The organism is Variovorax sp. PMC12 (assembly GCF_003019815.1).
Taxonomy (GTDB): domain Bacteria; phylum Pseudomonadota; class Gammaproteobacteria; order Burkholderiales; family Burkholderiaceae_C; genus Variovorax.
The window spans coordinates 5,529,527-5,545,177 of record NZ_CP027773.1 but is presented as its reverse complement, the minus strand read 5'-3'; the positions used below and the strand labels follow the sequence as shown (position 1 = coordinate 5,545,177).

14 protein-coding genes are annotated in these 15,651 nt (G+C 66.7%); 6 read left to right on the top strand and 8 right to left on the bottom strand.

All coding sequences use genetic code 11. The features are described 5' to 3' along the window. Nucleotides 1-52 precede the first annotated feature (52 nt). The 6 genes from C4F17_RS26030 to urtA all read right to left on the bottom strand — a co-directional run bounded on the left by C4F17_RS26030 (nucleotide 53) and on the right by urtA (nucleotide 7,545). Entirely contained in the window at nucleotides 53-1,306 is a 1,254-nt protein-coding gene (locus tag C4F17_RS26030) for an MFS transporter (RefSeq protein ID WP_081270217.1), read from the bottom strand. A gap of 130 nt (nucleotides 1,307-1,436) precedes the next feature. Continuing rightward, entirely contained in the window at nucleotides 1,437-2,129 is a 693-nt protein-coding gene (urtE, locus tag C4F17_RS26025; RefSeq protein WP_081270216.1) for an urea ABC transporter ATP-binding subunit UrtE, read from the bottom strand. Between the two features lie 324 nt (nucleotides 2,130-2,453). Further along, nucleotides 2,454-3,332, bottom strand: coding sequence for an urea ABC transporter ATP-binding protein UrtD (urtD, locus tag C4F17_RS26015; protein ID WP_106937156.1), 879 nt, complete (start codon nucleotides 3,330-3,332; stop codon nucleotides 2,454-2,456). Next, nucleotides 3,329-4,549 carry an urea ABC transporter permease subunit UrtC gene (gene urtC, locus C4F17_RS26010; RefSeq protein WP_106937155.1) on the bottom strand — a complete coding sequence of 407 codons (1,221 nt, stop codon included), beginning with the start codon at nucleotides 4,547-4,549 and terminating at the stop codon, nucleotides 3,329-3,331. The genes urtD and urtC overlap by 4 nt, the downstream gene beginning before the upstream one ends. Further along, the gene (urtB, locus tag C4F17_RS26005; RefSeq protein ID WP_081270212.1) at nucleotides 4,546-6,093 is read right to left on the bottom strand and encodes an urea ABC transporter permease subunit UrtB; all 1,548 of its coding nucleotides are present in this window, start codon (nucleotides 6,091-6,093) and stop codon (nucleotides 4,546-4,548) included. Before urtB ends, urtC begins: the two co-directional genes overlap by 4 nt. Before the next feature lie 183 nt (nucleotides 6,094-6,276). Next, nucleotides 6,277-7,545 (bottom strand): urea ABC transporter substrate-binding protein, encoded by a 1,269-nt coding sequence (urtA, locus tag C4F17_RS26000; protein ID WP_081270211.1) that lies wholly within the window; start codon nucleotides 7,543-7,545, stop codon nucleotides 6,277-6,279. A 71-nt stretch (nucleotides 7,546-7,616) separates the two neighbouring features. Between urtA and C4F17_RS25995 the strand changes: the two genes are divergently transcribed. Continuing rightward, a complete protein-coding gene (locus C4F17_RS25995) occupies nucleotides 7,617-8,309 on the top strand; it encodes a nucleotidyltransferase domain-containing protein (RefSeq protein WP_234382386.1) in 693 nt (230 codons plus the stop codon). Next, a complete protein-coding gene (locus C4F17_RS25990) occupies nucleotides 8,293-8,721 on the top strand; it encodes a hypothetical protein (RefSeq protein ID WP_081270209.1) in 429 nt (142 codons plus the stop codon). Before C4F17_RS25995 ends, C4F17_RS25990 begins: the two co-directional genes overlap by 17 nt. On the opposite strand, the gene C4F17_RS25985 is transcribed toward C4F17_RS25990, so the two are convergent. Both C4F17_RS25985 and ppk2 read right to left on the bottom strand, forming a co-directional pair. Further along, nucleotides 8,718-9,800, bottom strand: coding sequence for an extracellular catalytic domain type 1 short-chain-length polyhydroxyalkanoate depolymerase (locus C4F17_RS25985; protein WP_106937154.1), 1,083 nt, complete (start codon nucleotides 9,798-9,800; stop codon nucleotides 8,718-8,720). The genes C4F17_RS25990 and C4F17_RS25985 overlap by 4 nt on opposite strands. A 140-nt stretch (nucleotides 9,801-9,940) precedes the next feature. Beyond that, complete coding sequence (ppk2, locus tag C4F17_RS25980; RefSeq protein ID WP_106937153.1) at nucleotides 9,941-10,867, bottom strand: polyphosphate kinase 2; 927 nt, start codon at nucleotides 10,865-10,867, stop codon at nucleotides 9,941-9,943. Between the two features lie 153 nt (nucleotides 10,868-11,020). Here ppk2 and C4F17_RS25975 point away from each other — a divergent pair, with 153 nt between their 5' ends. The 4 genes from C4F17_RS25975 to C4F17_RS25960 all read left to right on the top strand — a co-directional run bounded on the left by C4F17_RS25975 (nucleotide 11,021) and on the right by C4F17_RS25960 (nucleotide 15,635). Next, on the top strand, nucleotides 11,021-12,652 hold the full coding sequence (locus tag C4F17_RS25975; RefSeq protein WP_106937152.1) for an inorganic phosphate transporter: 1,632 nt from the start codon (nucleotides 11,021-11,023) through the stop codon (nucleotides 12,650-12,652). Between the two features lie 10 nt (nucleotides 12,653-12,662). Next, nucleotides 12,663-13,706 carry a transporter gene (locus C4F17_RS25970; protein WP_106937151.1) on the top strand — a complete coding sequence of 348 codons (1,044 nt, stop codon included), beginning with the start codon at nucleotides 12,663-12,665 and terminating at the stop codon, nucleotides 13,704-13,706. Nucleotides 13,707-13,803: 97 nt separating this feature from the next. Beyond that, a complete protein-coding gene (locus tag C4F17_RS25965) occupies nucleotides 13,804-14,661 on the top strand; it encodes a 3',5'-nucleoside bisphosphate phosphatase (protein ID WP_081266235.1) in 858 nt (285 codons plus the stop codon). Further along, complete coding sequence (locus C4F17_RS25960) at nucleotides 14,658-15,635, top strand: DMT family transporter (RefSeq protein ID WP_106937150.1); 978 nt, start codon at nucleotides 14,658-14,660, stop codon at nucleotides 15,633-15,635. Before C4F17_RS25965 ends, C4F17_RS25960 begins: the two co-directional genes overlap by 4 nt. Nucleotides 15,636-15,651: the final 16 nt, after the last annotated feature.

Below are 15,651 nucleotides of genomic sequence, written 5' to 3'. Positions count from 1 at the left end.
GTCCGGTTCGCTCTGCCCTGTCAATCGGCGCGGTCGGGCGGGCGCCGATGGCTCAGCAGGCGATGGCCGCCGGCCGCTGCCGCGCGTCGGCGCGGGCGCTGGCGATCGCCCAGCCGAACACGCCCATGCCTGCCAGCGCAAGCAATGCGCCGACCCAGCCGGTGGAAGTCCAGCCCAGCCCGGCCGCAATGGCGACGCCGCCGAGCCATGCACCCAGCGCGTTGGCCATGTTGAAGGCCGAGTGATTGAGCGCCGCCGCCAGCGTCTGCGCGTCGCCGGCCACGTCCATCAGGCGGATCTGCAGCGCCGGGCCGATGGCCACGGTGGTGCCGATGAGAAACACGTTGATCGACGCGGTCACCATGTTGTGGGCCGCGAAGGTGAACATCGCGAGCACCAGCGCCGCGTAGACCAGCAGGCCGCCGATGGTGCGCATGAGCGACTTGTCGGCCAGCCGCGAGCCCACGAGGTTGCCCATGACCATGCCGAGGCCGAACAGCGCCAGCACGAAGGGCACGCCGCCCAGCGGCATGCCGGCCACTTCGATCAGCGTGGGCTTGATGTAGCTGAACACCGCGAACATGCCGCCGAAGCCGATGGCGCCGATGCCCAGCGTGAACCACACCTGCTTGCGCTTGAGCGCGCCGAGTTCGCGCCACGGGCTGGCGCCGGCGGCCGGGGCCATGTCGGGGATGTCGCGGCGCAGCAGCGCGATGGCCACCAGCGCGATGACGCCGACGAAGACGAAGGCCGCGCGCCAGCCGAAGATCTGGCCCAGCCAGGCCGCGATGGGCACGCCCACCAGCGTGGCGCCGGTGAGCCCCAGCATGACGAGCCCCACGGCCCGCGCGCGCCGCCCCGGTGGCGCGAGCGTGGCGGCCACCAGCGCGGCCACGCCGAAGTAGGTGCCGTGCGGCAGGCCGGCCGCAAAGCGCAGCAGGTTCAGCAGCAGGTAGTTGGGCGCGATGGCGCTGGCGAAGTTGCCGGCCGCGAACACGGCCATGAGCGCGATCAGCAAGGCGCGGCGGCGCCAGCCGGCGGCGAGCACCGCGAGCACCGGCGCGCCGATGACCACGCCGAGCGCATAGGCGCTGATGACGTGCCCGGCCTGCGGAATGCTCACGCCGATGTCCTTGGCGACTTCGGGCAGCAGGCCCATGATGACGAATTCGCCGGTGCCGATGGCGAAGCCGCCGACGCCGAGCGCAAGCACCGCGCGCAGGAAGTTGGCGGGCTTGCCGGACGGCAGCGAAAAGGAGGAAATGTCGGTGCCCGCGCTTTCCGGCGCGGTTGGGGAGGCGTTCAAGGCCAGGCTCCTGGGAGGTGCCCGGCAGCAGCGGGCAAAGCCCGATTTTAGGGTTAACCCTGAAATCCCGCCGATACGGAATTGCCGAAGACCTTGTACTCGCAAGGCCGCGAGGCCCTGGCAGCAAGGCTCAGATGGCCACCAGCTGGCGCACGCCCTGTGCTTCCATGTCCTTGCCGAGGCCGCGCGCGATGACCTCGCCGCGCTCCATCACGAGGTAGTCGTCGGCCAGTTCCTGGGCGAAGTCGTAGTACTGCTCGCACAGCACGATGGCCATGTCGCCGCGGTCGGCCAGCATGCGGATGACGCGGCCGATGTCCTTGATGATGCTGGGCTGGATGCCTTCGGTGGGCTCGTCGAGGATGAGGAGCCTGGGCTTGGGCGCCAGGGCGCGCGCGATGGCAAGCTGCTGCTGCTGGCCGCCGGAGAGGTCGCCGCCTCTTCGGTTGATCATCTGCTTGAGCACGGGGAACAGGTCGTACAGCTCCGAGGGGATGGGCGTGCTGCCGCTCTTGTATGCCAGGCCCATGCGCAGGTTTTCTTCGACGGTGAGCCTCGCGAAGATCTCGCGGCCCTGGGGGACGAAGCCGATGCCGGCCCTGGCCCGGTCGTAGGGGGTGGCCTTGTGGATGGGCTTGCCTTCGAGTTCGATGCTGCCGCTCTTGATGGGCACCAGGCCCATGAGCGACTTGAGCAGCGTGGTCTTGCCTACGCCGTTGCGGCCCAGCAGCACGGTGACTTTGCCCAGCTTGGCTTCGAAGCTCACGTCCCGGAGGATGTGGGAGCCGCCGTAGTACTGGTGGATGTTTTTTACTGTCAGCATTTTTTGGGCTCCTTCCTGGTTTCGTTTGGAGGGCGCCCGGTACGCGGCGCGGCGCGGTCGGCCCCGCTATGCCGGCCCTTCGGGCTGCCCTGCGGTGCTCGCGTTTCGCGGGGTCTCGCAGAACTCGCTTCGCTCAGACAGCTGCGAGCCCTGATCCGCGAAACGCTGCGCTCCTCGGCGGCACAGAGGGGCCGCCCACACCGCGCCGCGTACCGGGCGCTTGTCGTGATGTTGATGCCGTCTGCCCTCACCCCGGCCCTCTCCCAGTGGGAGAGGGAGGAAGGCAGGGGGTGCGCCACCGCTCTGACCACGGCGACGGGGGCTTCAGCGACCAAGATAAACCTCGATCACGCGTTCGTCCGCCTGCACTTCATCGAGCGTGCCCTGAGCCAGCACGGAGCCGTCGCACAGCACGGTGACGATCTCGGAGATCGTGCGGATGAAGCTCATGTCGTGCTCGACCACCATCAGCGAATGCTTGCCCTTGAGGGTGAGGAACAGCTCGGCGGTGCGCGCCGTCTCTTCGTCGGTCATGCCGGCGACCGGCTCGTCGAGCAGCAGCAGCTTCGGGTCCTGCATCAGCAGCATGCCGATTTCCAGCCACTGCTTCTGGCCGTGGCTCAGGTTGCCGGCCAGGCGCGACACGCTGTCGGCGAGGTGGATGGTCTCCAGCACCTCGGCCAGGCGGTCGCTCTGCGCCGAATCGAGCTTGAACAGCATCGATGCGCGCACGCCCTTGTTCGTCTTGAGCGCGAGCTCGAGGTTCTCGAACACCGTCAGATGCTCGAACACCGTCGGCTTCTGGAACTTGCGGCCGATGCCGAGCTGCGCGATTTCCGCTTCGCGGTGGCGCAGCAGGTCGATGGTGCTGCCGAAGAACACGGTGCCCGAGTCGGGCCTCGTCTTGCCGGTGATGATGTCCATCATCGTCGTCTTGCCCGCACCGTTCGGCCCGATGATGCAGCGCAGCTCGCCCGGCGCGATGTCCAGCGACAGCTTGTTGATGGCCTTGAAGCCGTCGAAGCTCACGCTCACGTCTTCCAGATAGAGGATGCGGCCGTGCGTGACGTCGACCTCGCCCGGCGTGACATGGCGGCCGAAGTCCGCGGCGCGGCCGCCAGACTCCGTGCTGCCGCTCACATAGTGAAGACCGCTGGCGCGTGCGGCGCGCTCGGCGCCGGCTTCCATCAGGTCGGGCGTCATGCGCGTGCTCCCTTCGCGTCCACCGGCAGCGAGGCCAGGGCGTCGGGCTCCATGCCCTGCTCCGCGGCCACTGCGCGCCGTGCTTCCTGCACCGGCTCCTCGCTCAGCGCCTGCTTCTTCTCCCTCGACAACCACTTGCGCACCAACCCCACGATGCCGTTCGGCAGGAACAGCGTGACAGCAATGAACAAGGCACCCAGAAAGTACAGCCAGTATTCCGGGTAGGCCACCGTGAGCCAGCTCTTGGCGCCGTTGACGATGAAGGCGCCGATGATGGGACCGATGAGCGTCGCGCGCCCGCCCACGGCCGCCCAGATGGCGATCTCGATGGAGTTGGCCGCGCTCATCTCTCCCGGGTTGATGATGCCGACCTGCGGCACGTACAGCGCGCCGGCCACGCCGCACATGACGGCGGAGATGACCCAGATCGTGAGCTTGTACGGCAGCGGGTTGTAGCCCGAGAACATCACGCGCGTTTCGGCATCGCGAATGGCCTGCAGCACGCGGCCGAACTTGCTGCCGATGAGCCACCTGGCGAACAGGAAGAAGCCCAGCAGCGTGGCACCGGTGAGCGCGAACAGCGTCATGCGCATTTCCTGCGTGGCGATCGGAATATTCAGGATGCGCTTGAAGTCGGTGAAGCCGTTGTTGCCGCCGAAGCCGGTCTCGTTGCGGAAGAACAGCAGCATGGCCGCAAACGTCATGGCCTGCGTGATGATCGAGAAGTACACGCCCTTGATGCGCGAACGGAATGCGAAGAAGCCGAACACGAAGGCGATGAGGCCCGGCACCGCGACGATCAGGATCAGCGTGGCGATGAAGCTGTCGCTGAAGGTCCAGTGCCAGGGCAGCGTCTTCCAGTCGAGGAACACCATGAAGTCGGGGAGGTCGCTCTTGTAGTTGCCGTCGCGGCCGATCTGGCGCATGAGGTACATGCCCATCATGTAGCCGCCCAGCGCAAAGAACAGGCCGTGGCCCAGGGACAGGATGCCCGTGTAGCCCCAGATCAGGTCCATGGCCAGCGCACAGATGGCGTAGCACATGATCTTGCCGACCAGCGCCACCGCGTAGTCGCTCATGTGCAGCGGGCTGTCCACCGGCACCCACATGTTGAGAACGGGCGCCACCGCGCACACCACGATGAGTGCGACGAAGAAGGCCGTCCAGCCCTTGCCGCTCAGCAGCGGCCCCTTGGTTGGAAGTACGACCTTGCTCATGCCTCTGCGCTCCGGCCTTTCATTGCGAAGATGCCCTGCGGCCGCTTCTGGATGAAGATGATGATGAAAACGAGCACCGCGATCTTGGCAAGCACCGCGCCCGCCCAGCCCTCGATGAACTTGTTGAGAATGCCCAGCCCCAGCGCCGCATACACGGTGCCCGCGAGCTGGCCGACGCCGCCCATCACGACAACCATGAAGCTGTCGACGATGTAGCTCTGGCCCAGGTCGGGGCCGACGTTGCCGATCTGGCTCAGCGCGCAGCCGGCAAGGCCTGCGATGCCGGAGCCGAGCGCGAAGGCGTAGGTGTCGATGCGCGCGGTGTTCACGCCCATGCACGAGGCGATCGGGCGGTTCTGCGTGACGCCGCGCACGAAGAGCCCCAGGCGCGTCTTGCCGATGAGCCAGCCCATCGCCAGCAACACCAGGGCGGCGAAGATGATGATGCAGATGCGGTTCCACGGCAGCGTGACGTTGCTCAGCATGGTGAAGCCGCCGCTCATCCAGCCGGGGTTCTCGACGCCGACGTTCTGCGCGCCGAACAGCGAGCGCACGAGTTGCTGCAGCATCAGGCTGATGCCCCAGGTGGCGAGCAGCGTCTCGAGCGGGCGGCCGTAGAGGAAACGGATCACGCCGCGCTCCAGCACCGCTCCCACCAGCGCCGATGCGAGGAAGGACACGGGAATGGCGGCGACCAGGTACCAGCCGAAGGCCGCCTCCGGCATGTACTTCTGGAAGATGCCCTGCATCACGTAGGTGGCGTAGGCGCCGATCATCATCAGCTCGCCGTGGGCCATGTTGATCACGCCCATCAGCCCGTAGGTGATGGCCAGGCCCAGCGCGGCCAGCAGCAGCACGGAGCCCAGGCTGATGCCGCTGAACACGGCGTTGATGCGGTCGCCCCAGACCAGCGAGCCGTCGATGCTGGCGATCGACGCGACGATGGCGGCCTTGACGTCGGCCTCGGTCTCGTCGGCCAGGCGCTGGTTGAGCAGCAGCTTGGTGTCGGGGTTGCGGTTGTTGCCCAGTTCCTTGGCGGCGGCGAGGCGCTTGGCCTTGTCGGCGCTGGTGAGCATGCTGGCGGCGCGCACCAGTTCGAGCTGCGCCTTGATCTTGGGGTTGGTCTCGGCGGCCAGCGCCTTCTCGACCATGGGCACGCGCGATTCGTCGGGCTCCTTGAAGAGCGCCTGCGCGGCTTCGGCGCGCACGGCGTCGTCCTTGCTGGAGAGCTTGAGCGCGGCCTGCGCGGCATCGAGCGCGCCGCGCATGAGGTTGTTGTTGACGACGTCTTCCGCGGTGTCGGGCACCTTCAGCTCGGCGCCGGTGACGGGGTCGTAGCCCTTGTCGTCCTTCATCACGAAGACCTTGTCCTCGGTGTACTTGACCGCGTCGTCTGACATGGCCTGGATGAAGGCGGCGGTCTTGTCGTCGGCCGTGAGCACGGCCTTGTTGAGCGCGGCGATGCGGGCTTCGGATTCGCCGGAGGCGATGGCCCGGGCTTCGTCGGCGGTCAGCGCGTGGGCGGCCGATGCCATGAGGAGCATGGCGGCGAGTGCGCAGTGAAGGGTTCGTCGAAGCATCATGAAACTGGAAGTTGGGTTGGCCCCCTCCCCTTCCGGGGGAGGGTCGGGGTGGGGGCACGCGGCGCCCGTGCAAGCGCAATGCGCGAATCGACCGCCGTCAGCCCCCATCCCTGCCCTCCCCCGGCGGGGGAGGGAGAAACACACTTACATCGACTTGCCGGCGGGGTAGTCAGGCTTCTTGTCGTTGCCTTCGATGTACGGGCTCCAAGGCTTGGCCTTCACGGGACCCGGCGTCTTCCACACCACGTTGAACTGGCCATCGGCCTTGATCTCGCCGATGAACACGCTCTTGTGCAGGTGGTGGTTCTTCTCGTCCATCTTCGACACGATGCCCGAGGGCGCCGTGAAGGTCTGGCCGGCCATGGCGGCGATCACCTTGTCGGTGTCGGTCGACTTGGCCTTCTCCACAGCCTGCTTCCACATGTGGATGCCGATCCAGGTGGCTTCCATCGGGTCGTTGGTCAGCGGCTTGTCCATGTGGCCGGGGATCTTCTTGGCCTTGGCGTATTCGCTCCACTCCTTGATGAACGCCGTGTTGGTCGGGTTCTTCAGGCTCATGAAGTAGTTCCATGCGGCCAGGTGGCCGACCAGCGGCTTGGTGTCCACGCCGCGCAGCTCTTCCTCACCCACCGAGAAGGCGACCACGGGCACGTCCTTGGCCTTCAGGCCGGCGTTGCCGAGTTCCTTGTAGAAGGGCACGTTGGAGTCGCCGTTGATGGTCGACACCACCGCCGTCTTTCCGCCGGCCGAGAACTTCTTGATGTCGGCGACGATGGTCTGGTAGTCGCTGTGGCCGAAGGGGGTGTACTTCTCGTCGATGTCGGTTTCCTTCACGCCCTTGCTCTTGAGGTAGGCGCGCAGGATCTTGTTGGTGGTGCGGGGGTACACGTAGTCGGTGCCCAGCAGCACCCAGCGCTTGGCGCCGCCGCCTTCCTTGCTCATCAGGTAGTCGACGGCCGGAATGGCTTGCTGGTTGGGCGCGGCGCCCGTGTAGAACACGTTCTTCGAGAGTTCCTCACCCTCGTACTGCACCGGGTAGAACAGCAGGCCGTTCATTTCCTCGACCACCGGCAGCACCGACTTGCGCGACACCGAGGTCCAGCAGCCGAAGATCACCGAGACCTTGTCCTGGCCGAGCAGCTGCTTGGTCTTCTCGGCGAACAGGGGCCAGTTGGAGGCCGGGTCGACCACCACGGGCTCGAGCTGCTTGCCCAGCACGCCGCCCTTCTTGTTGATGTCGTCGATGGCCATCAGCACCGTGTCTTTCAGCACGGTTTCCGAAATGGCCATCGTGCCCGACAGCGAATGCAGCACGCCGACCTTGATGGTGTCGGCTGCGAATGCGGGCGCAGCAGAAATGCTGGCCAGCGCGACGGCGGCGGTAAGCGCCTTGAGTGTGAAACGACGTTGCATGTGGACTCCTGCTCCGGGGTTGGTTGAACCTTGTCGACAGCGCTTGGCTGGCGTGGAGAGGAGTCTGCGGAATGCACCAGGAAGGTGAAATACGCCGGGTGGCGTACAAGCCCATTTTGGGCATTAAGATACCCAAAATGGGAAAGATCTCGCCGTCATCGCCGGAAACATACAAGCCCACAGGCCTTGCAGATGCCCTGTTCACGAAAACTCAGCAGCGCGTGCTGGGGTATCTCTTCGGCCAGCCGGACCGAAGTTTCTTCTCCAGCGAACTGATCAAGCTCACCGGTGCCGGCTCGGGAGCCGTGCAGCGCGAACTCAAATACCTGACCGACTGCGGGCTGCTGACGACCTCTCGCGCAGGCAATCAGAAACACTACCAAGCCAACGCCGCATCACCGATTCACGAGGAACTGTGCAGCATCGTGCGCAAGACTTTCGGACTCGCGGGCCCGCTGCACGAAGCGCTGCAGCCGATCGCCGACAAGATCGACGCCGCATTCGTTTTCGGTTCTGTAGCCAGGAAGAGCGACACGGCCGCCAGCGACATCGACCTTTTCCTTGTCAGTGACGAACTTGCGTATTCAGACCTGTTTCTGGCGCTGGACGCCGTCTCGGCACGCCTTGGCCGTACAGTGAATCCGACCATATTCACAAGGAACGAACTGATGCGAAAGCTCAAGAACGGCGAATCATTCGTCACGCGCGTGATGGCACAGCCCAAGCTCTGGGTGATCGGCGACGCGAATGCCCTCCCCGCTTGAAAACCTGTGCGGTCCCTCGAAGCCGCTTGTCGCGGAAGCGCCTGACGCTCGCGAATTTGCCGGCTTGCTGCGTTCCGGGCAGGCGCGCCTGGTGGATGCGCAACTGGTGCAGCTGTCGCTGGAGAGCCGTTTCGACCTCGTCTACAACGCGGCGCATGCCATGTGCCTCGCCGCGCTGAGGTGGCATGGCTACCGCTCGAGCAATCGCTTCATCGTCTTCCAGGTACTGCCTCATACCCTGTCGCTGGGACCGGAGGTCTGGCGGGTTCTGGCCAAAGGCCATGAGATCCGCAATCTGGGCGAGTACGAAGGCGACCTGAACATCGACGAGCGCATCGTTCGCGATCTGATCACCGCCTGCCAGCGCGTGGCCGAGAAGCTGTCCGCACTTCCCGCGCCGTCACGCAGTTAGGCATTCGACCAGGGCACAGCGGGCTCGCAGAGCTTCTTCGAGCCCTGAGCGGCCTTGAACTGCGCAACCGCAAAAGCCCAGGCCATGCGCGTCGCGTCCGGCCCTTCGGGGTCGCTGAACAGCAGCTTCGATGCGCCGCCGCTCCATGAATGGCCCAGCCCGGCGATCTCGCACAGCGTGACGAGCGTGCGGCCCTTGCGCTTGAAGTCGGTCACCCGCATCGGCCGGCGCTTGCCGCGCTGCGTGTAGCGCGGCTGGCCCGGCTGCGCGCCCATGGCAGTGGCCCACACGGCCGCGCTGCTGACGGCGTTGCTGGGCGCGACCACCGAGTCGGCATCGCCGTGCAGCACCAGCATCGGCGGCAGCGTGGTGAAGACGGCCGCGGCACCCATCGCCTTGCCGACGGCTGTGACCGGCATGGGCGGCACGTTCTGGCCGCGCATCGCGCCGAGCGCGGTGGCCGACGACTTGGCGGCGCCGGGTGCGACGCCCGAATGCATGACGACGGCGCGGAAACGATTCGGGTAGCGCGTGGCTAGCAGCGCCGCCATGCTGGCGCCCGCCGACAGGCCGGCCAGCGCCACGCGGTCGCGGTCCACCGGGTAGAGCATGCAGGCCTGGTCGACCGCGGCCATCAGCGTCGCGGCCTCGGCGTCGGCCTTGCCCGAGCGGCGCTCGTACCAGTTCCAGCAGCCTTGCGGGTGGGCCAGCCGGTCCTGCTCCGGGTAGAGGACGAGAAAGCGCTGGCGCACGGCCAGCGCGTTCATGCGCGTGCTGGCCGCGAAGTCACGCCCCGTCTGGCCGCAACCGTGCAGCATGACCATGAGCGGCAGCTTCTCCCCGGGCGCAAGCTGCAGCCCGGCCGGCCGGAACAGGTGATAGCCCCGCGCCCCGCCCGCCCCCACCGCCACCCCGCTGAGCCAGTCCCCACGGCCCGGCGGCGGCTTGAGCCGCTTGGCCGCCGCGCGCTGCACCTGCCCCGCCACGCGCTTGCTGCTGCTCAGCGTGAGCCGGGTCAGCGCCTTGAGGTTGCGCTCATAAGCGCGGGCAAAAACAGAAGCGGTGGAACGACGGGCCATGGCGCAGTGTGAAGGCAAAGCCCTCGCAAACCAACAGCGGCCCAGTCCAGAGACACCACGGAACCGGCTCCGCCGGGCCGTTGGTGTCGCCCCCTGCAAGGGGGACGGAGAAGCGACACGAAGTGCGCGAAGCCTGGGGGTTAATAAATCTCGGGGACGATCATGCTCGCAGGCACCGGCTGGCGCAGGTAGTCCGCATGGCGCTCGCGCTCGGGCAGCTCGACGGCCGGGTGCGGCACTTCCTTGTAGGGCATCTGGCCGAGCAGGTGGCTGATGCAGTTCAGGCGCGCCTTCTTCTTGTCGACCGCCTGCACCACCCACCACGGCGCTTCCGGAATGTGGGTGCGCTCCAGCATGATTTCCTTCGCCTTGGTGTATTCCTCCCAGCGGCGGCGGCTTTCCAGGTCCATGGGGCTCAGCTTCCATTGCTTGAGCGGGTCATGGATGCGGCCGAGGAAGCGCATGTGCTGCTCGTCGTCGGTGATGGAGAACCAGTACTTGATGAGCTTGATGCCCGAGCGCACGAGCATCTTCTCGAACTCGGGCACGGTGCGGAAGAATTCTTCGTACTCGTCGTCCGTGCAGAAGCCCATCACGCGCTCCACGCCGGCGCGGTTGTACCAGCTGCGGTCGAACAGCACCATCTCGCCGGCGGCCGGCAGGTGCGCGGCATAGCGCTGGAAGTACCACTGGGTGCGTTCGCGGTCGTTGGGCGCCGGCAGCGCGGCGACGCGGGCCACGCGCGGGTTCAGCCGCTGGGTGATGCGCTTGATGACGCCGCCCTTGCCGGCGGCGTCGCGGCCTTCGAACAGGATGACTACTTTCTGCTTGCTGTGCTGCACCCAGTCCTGCAGCTTGACCAGCTCGCCCTGCAGGCGGAACAGTTCCTTGAAGTAGGCCTGCCGGGCGGCCTTGTTGGTGGCGGCGCCGATGCCGGCCGAGGGGTCGAGGCCGTCGATGTTGCGGTCCTCGATCTCCAGTTCCAGCTCTTCGTCGTAGCTGTCGATCAGGTCGCGGGCGATGCGTTGCATCAGTTCTTCATGGTCGGGAAGTGCGCTCGTCGGCATGGTGGGGCAGCAGGAGAAAAGGATTGAAGGGAGGCGAAAAGGCATGCTGCTCGCCCTGTATGACGACTACGTGACGGTCTGGACGCCGTTGACATGTAGTTGTCACACGCGGCGAACACCATCTGAAGCCATTCCAACACCCCAGAATCGTCCATGAACACGCTTGCAGCCCCGCATGCCGAGTTGCCGTCCGCGCCTGCTTCGCACCGGCCGAAACTCGACGCCAAGCCCGGTCCGCTCACGCTGATCACCTTCGTGGGCCTGCTGGCAGCCGGCCTGCTGTTCACGGCCTGGAGCCTGGTGGGCGACGTCGCCGCCTCCGGCGTGCCGGTCACGACATGGGTTCCCTACATCCTGCTGGGCGTGGCGCTGCTGATTGCGCTGGGCTTCGAGTTCGTCAACGGCTTCCACGACACGGCCAACGCCGTGGCGACCGTCATCTACACGCACTCGCTGCCACCCAACTTCGCGGTGGTGTGGTCGGGCTTCTTCAACTTCCTGGGCGTGCTGGTTTCCAGCGGCGCCGTGGCCTTCGGCATCATCGCGCTGCTGCCGGTGGAGCTGATCCTCCAGGTCGGCTCGAGCGCGGGCTTCGCGATGGTGTTCGCGCTGCTGATTGCCGCGATCATCTGGAACCTGGGCACGTGGTGGCTCGGGCTGCCGGCTTCGTCTTCGCACACGCTGATCGGCTCGATCATCGGCGTGGGCGTGGCCAATGCGCTGATGCACGGCCGCGACGGCACCAGCGGCGTCGACTGGGGGCAGGCCACCAAGGTGGGCTATTCGCTGCTGCTGTCGCCGATGGTCGGCTTCGGTTGTGCCGCCCTGCTGCTGCTGGCGCTGCGCGCCTTCGTGAAGAACCGCGCGCTGTATGAGGAGCCCAAGGGCAGCGAGCCGCCGCCGTGGTGGATCCGCGGCCTGCTCATCCTGACCTGCACCGGGGTGTCGTTCGCGCACGGCTCCAACGACGGGCAGAAGGGCATGGGCCTCATCATGCTGATCCTGGTGGGCACGGTGCCGATGGCCTATGCGCTGAACCGCGCCATGCCCGCCAACGAGACCATCAAGTTCGTGGCGGTGACCGAGATGGCGCAGAACGCGCTGAACCGCAGCGTGCCGACCTCGCTGCCCGCGCTGCAACCCGAGGCAGCGCGCGAGACGCTCTCCACCTACGTGCGCACGCGGGAGTTCAATGCCTCGGTCGTGCCGGCCCTGGCCGCCGCTGCCGGCAGCATCGGCCAGCAGGTCAAGGCGCACGGTTCGCTGGCCGGCGTGCCTGCCGATTCCGTGGCCAACGTGCGCAACGACATGTACCTGGCCTCCGAAGCCATCCGCCATCTGGAGAAAAGCGGCGCCGCAAAGTTCGACGACGAGACCAGGCTGCGCGTGGTCACCTTCCGCGAAGAACTGGACACCGCCACGCGCTTCATCCCGCTGTGGGTCAAGGTCGCGGTGGCCATTGCGCTGGGCCTGGGCACGATGATCGGCTGGAAGCGCATCGTCGTGACCGTGGGCGAGAAGATCGGCAAGACGCACCTGAGCTACGCGCAGGGCGCCTCGGCCGAAGTGGTGGCCATGATCACCATCGGCGCGGCCGACATGTACGGCCTGCCGGTATCGACCACGCACGTGCTGTCCTCGGGCGTGGCCGGCACCATGACGGCCAGCGGCTCGGGCCTGCAGTTGTCGACGCTGCGCAACCTCGCGCTGGCCTGGGTGCTCACGCTGCCGGTGGCGATGCTGCTGTCGGGTTCGCTCTACTGGCTTTTCACTCGCATCTTCTGAATCACGCATCTTGTCGGCATTTCATGATCTCGCCGCCCAGTCCTACGGCGGCGACGAAGCCGGACTGATCTCCGGCTACCTGTTCGACGCGTCGGCGCCCGAGCCCGCGCGGGCGATCGACTCCGTGCAGGCAGCCGCATGGCTGGCGCAGCAGCGCGAGCGCGAATGCGCCGAAGAAAACCCGCCGTACGTCTGGCTGCACTTCAACCTGAGCCACGCGCATGCGGAGCGCTGGCTGGTGCGGCACGCGAACCTCTCCGACACCTTCTACGAGACGCTGCACGAAGGGCTGCCCTCCACGCGCATCGAACGCGCCGACGACTCGCTGATCGCGGTCATCAACGACGTGCACTTCGAGTTCAGCTTCGAGCCCTCGGACATCTCCACGCTGTGGATCAGCGTGGGCCCGCGCCTGGTGGTCACGGCGCGCACCAAGCCGCTGCGCTCGGTCGATGCGCTGCGCACGGCCGTGAAGGCCGGCGACGCGCCGCGCTCGAGCACCGAGCTGCTCGAACACCTGCTGCGTGCGCAGGCCGACGTGCTGGTGAAGATCGTGCGCGGCGTCACCTCGCGCATCGACCGCATCGAAGACGAGCTGCTGGCCGGGCGCCTCGACCACAAGCGCGCGCGGCTCGGTGTGCTGCGCCGGCTGCTGGTGCGGCTGCAGCGGCTGCTGGCGCCCGAGCCGGCTGCCCTCTTCCGGCTGCTGCAGGGGCCGCCGGCATGGATGTCCGAACCCGACGTGCAGGAACTGCGCGGCTCCACGGAAGAGTTCTCGGTGGTGCTGCGCGACATGCAGGCGCTGCAGGAGCGCATCAAGCTGCTGCAGGAAGAAATAGCCGCCAACGTCAACGAGGACAACAACCGCAGCCTCTTCGTGCTGACGGTGGTCACCGTGCTGGCCCTGCCGATCAACATCCTGGCGGGCCTGTTCGGCATGAATGTGGGGGGCATTCCGCTCGCGGACCACAAGCACGGCTTCTGGATCGTTGTCGCCATCGTGGCAAGCTTTACCGCGGTGGCGGCCTGGGCGGCTTTCCGCAAGAAGCGCTGAGCCGCATGCAGCGGGCCAGTAATGCTATTTATTTAGTAGCGTCGTGCATAGCATCCATGCGCCCGCACCGTTGTTCCATAGCCCCTAGAATGGTGGGGTGTCCTCCATCCTCAATGCCGATCTTCACTGCCACTCCGTGGTCTCCGACGGCACTCTGACGCCCGAAGAACTGGCCGCCCGCGCGGCCGCGAACGGGGTCGAGCTCTGGGCCCTCACCGACCACGACGAAATCGGCGGCCAGCACCGCGCCGCGGCGGCTGCCCGCGCCAACGGCATGCGCTACCTCACCGGCACCGAGATTTCCGTGACCTTCGCGGGAGAAACGGTGCACATCGTCGGCCTGGGCTTCGACCCGGACGACGCGGCCATCACGCAGGGCCTCTACGACACGCGCGGCGGCCGCGGCAAGCGCGCGCAGGAAATGTCCGAGGGGCTGGCCAAGGTCGGCATCCATGGCGCCTACGAAGGCGCGCTCAGGTTCGTGGGCAACCCCGAACTCATCTCCCGCACGCACTTCGCACGCTTCCTGGTCGAGCAGGGCCATTGCCGCGACACGCCCGAGGTGTTCCGCAAGTTCCTCACCGAAGGCAAGCCCGGCTACGTGCCGCACCGCTGGGCCTCGCTGAAGGACGCGGTGCACTGGATCACCGCCGCCAAGGGCATCGCCGTCATCGCGCACCCGGGCCGCTACAAGTTCTCGGCCAACGAGGAATACGCGCTGTTCCTGGAATTCAAGGCGCACGGCGGCCAGGCGATCGAGGTCGTCACCGGCAGCCACACGCCGGCCGAATATGTCGAGTACGCCGACAAGGCGCTCGAGTTCGATTTCGCCGCCTCGCGCGGCAGCGATTTCCACAGCCCCGACGAGAGCCATTGCGATCTCGGCAAGCTGCCGCCGTTGCCCGGCGCGCTCACTCCTGTGTGGGAACTGCTCGGCCACCGCATTCAGCAGTGAGCCAGAGCCCCGGGCCCGGCATCGACAACGCGGCAACCGTTGCGCTGGCCAGTGCACGTTCGGCGGCGCAAACGGCCCGCAGGGTCGAGGCGGAACGCATCCTCGCGGGCATCGGCCTCGTGCTGCTGGCGGTGGCCTGCTTTGCCACGCTCGACACCGCCACCAAGTTCTCCACCCTCGGCGTGCCGATTCTCATGGGCGTGTGGTTCCGCTATGCGTTCCAGGCCGTGGCGACCACGATCGTGCTGCTGCCGCTGCACGGCACCGCGCTGCTGCGCACGCGGCATCCACGCTACCAGGCGCTGCGCGGTGCGTTGCTGCTGTCGTCGAGCGTCTTCGCGTTCCTGAGCCTGCGCTACATGCCGCTGGCGGAGTTCACGTCGATCGTGCTGATCGCGCCGCTGGTCATCACGCTGCTGGCCGCCACCACGCTCAAGGAGCATGTGTCGCCCTTGCGCTGGACGCTGGTGGCGGGCGGCTTCGCCGGCACGCTGGTGATCCTTCGCCCGGGCGGCGGCACTTTCAGCTGGGCCATCTTCCTGCCGCTGGGGCTGGTGCTGACCAACGCCTGGTTCCAGGTGCTCACCAGCAAGCTCGCGCAGACCGAGAACCCGCTGACCATGCACTTCTACACCGGCTGGGTCGGCACGCTGATCGCCTCGCTGGTGGTGCCCTTCGCATGGACCGCGCTGCCGTCGTGGGAATGGTGGGCGCTGCTTTGCCTCATGGGGTTCATGGGCACGGTGGGGCACTTCATGCTGATCCTGGCCTACCAGCGCGCGCCGGCCTCCACGCTCACGCCCTACCTCTATGCGCAGATCGCCTTTGCAATGCTCGGCGGCTGGCTTGTCTTTTCCCATGTGCCCGACCGCTTCTCGCTCATCGGCATGGCGATGATCGCCGTGTGCGGCGCGGCCGGCGCATGGCTCACCGTGCGCGAGCGGCGCGTGCCGATCGAACCCGCGGAATCCTGACCCGGAGATATTTCCT

What these genes read in the sequence shown, in the direction of transcription:
- C4F17_RS25990 (WP_081270209.1), top strand. Translation starts at nt 8,293, where the DNA reads ATGCCCTCCCCGCTTGAAAACCTGTGCGGTCCCTCGAAGCCGCTTGTC.
- urtA (WP_081270211.1), bottom strand. Translation starts at nt 7,545, where the DNA reads ATGCAACGTCGTTTCACACTCAAGGCGCTTACCGCCGCCGTCGCGCTG.
- ppk2 (WP_106937153.1), bottom strand. Translation starts at nt 10,867, where the DNA reads ATGCCGACGAGCGCACTTCCCGACCATGAAGAACTGATGCAACGCATC.
- urtC (WP_106937155.1), bottom strand. Translation starts at nt 4,549, where the DNA reads ATGAGCAAGGTCGTACTTCCAACCAAGGGGCCGCTGCTGAGCGGCAAG.
- C4F17_RS25975 (WP_106937152.1), top strand. Translation starts at nt 11,021, where the DNA reads ATGAACACGCTTGCAGCCCCGCATGCCGAGTTGCCGTCCGCGCCTGCT.
- urtE (WP_081270216.1), bottom strand. Translation starts at nt 2,129, where the DNA reads ATGCTGACAGTAAAAAACATCCACCAGTACTACGGCGGCTCCCACATC.
- C4F17_RS25995 (WP_234382386.1), top strand. Translation starts at nt 7,617, where the DNA reads ATGCACCAGGAAGGTGAAATACGCCGGGTGGCGTACAAGCCCATTTTG.
- urtB (WP_081270212.1), bottom strand. Translation starts at nt 6,093, where the DNA reads ATGCTCCTCATGGCATCGGCCGCCCACGCGCTGACCGCCGACGAAGCC.
- urtD (WP_106937156.1), bottom strand. Translation starts at nt 3,332, where the DNA reads ATGACGCCCGACCTGATGGAAGCCGGCGCCGAGCGCGCCGCACGCGCC.
- C4F17_RS25985 (WP_106937154.1), bottom strand. Translation starts at nt 9,800, where the DNA reads ATGGCCCGTCGTTCCACCGCTTCTGTTTTTGCCCGCGCTTATGAGCGC.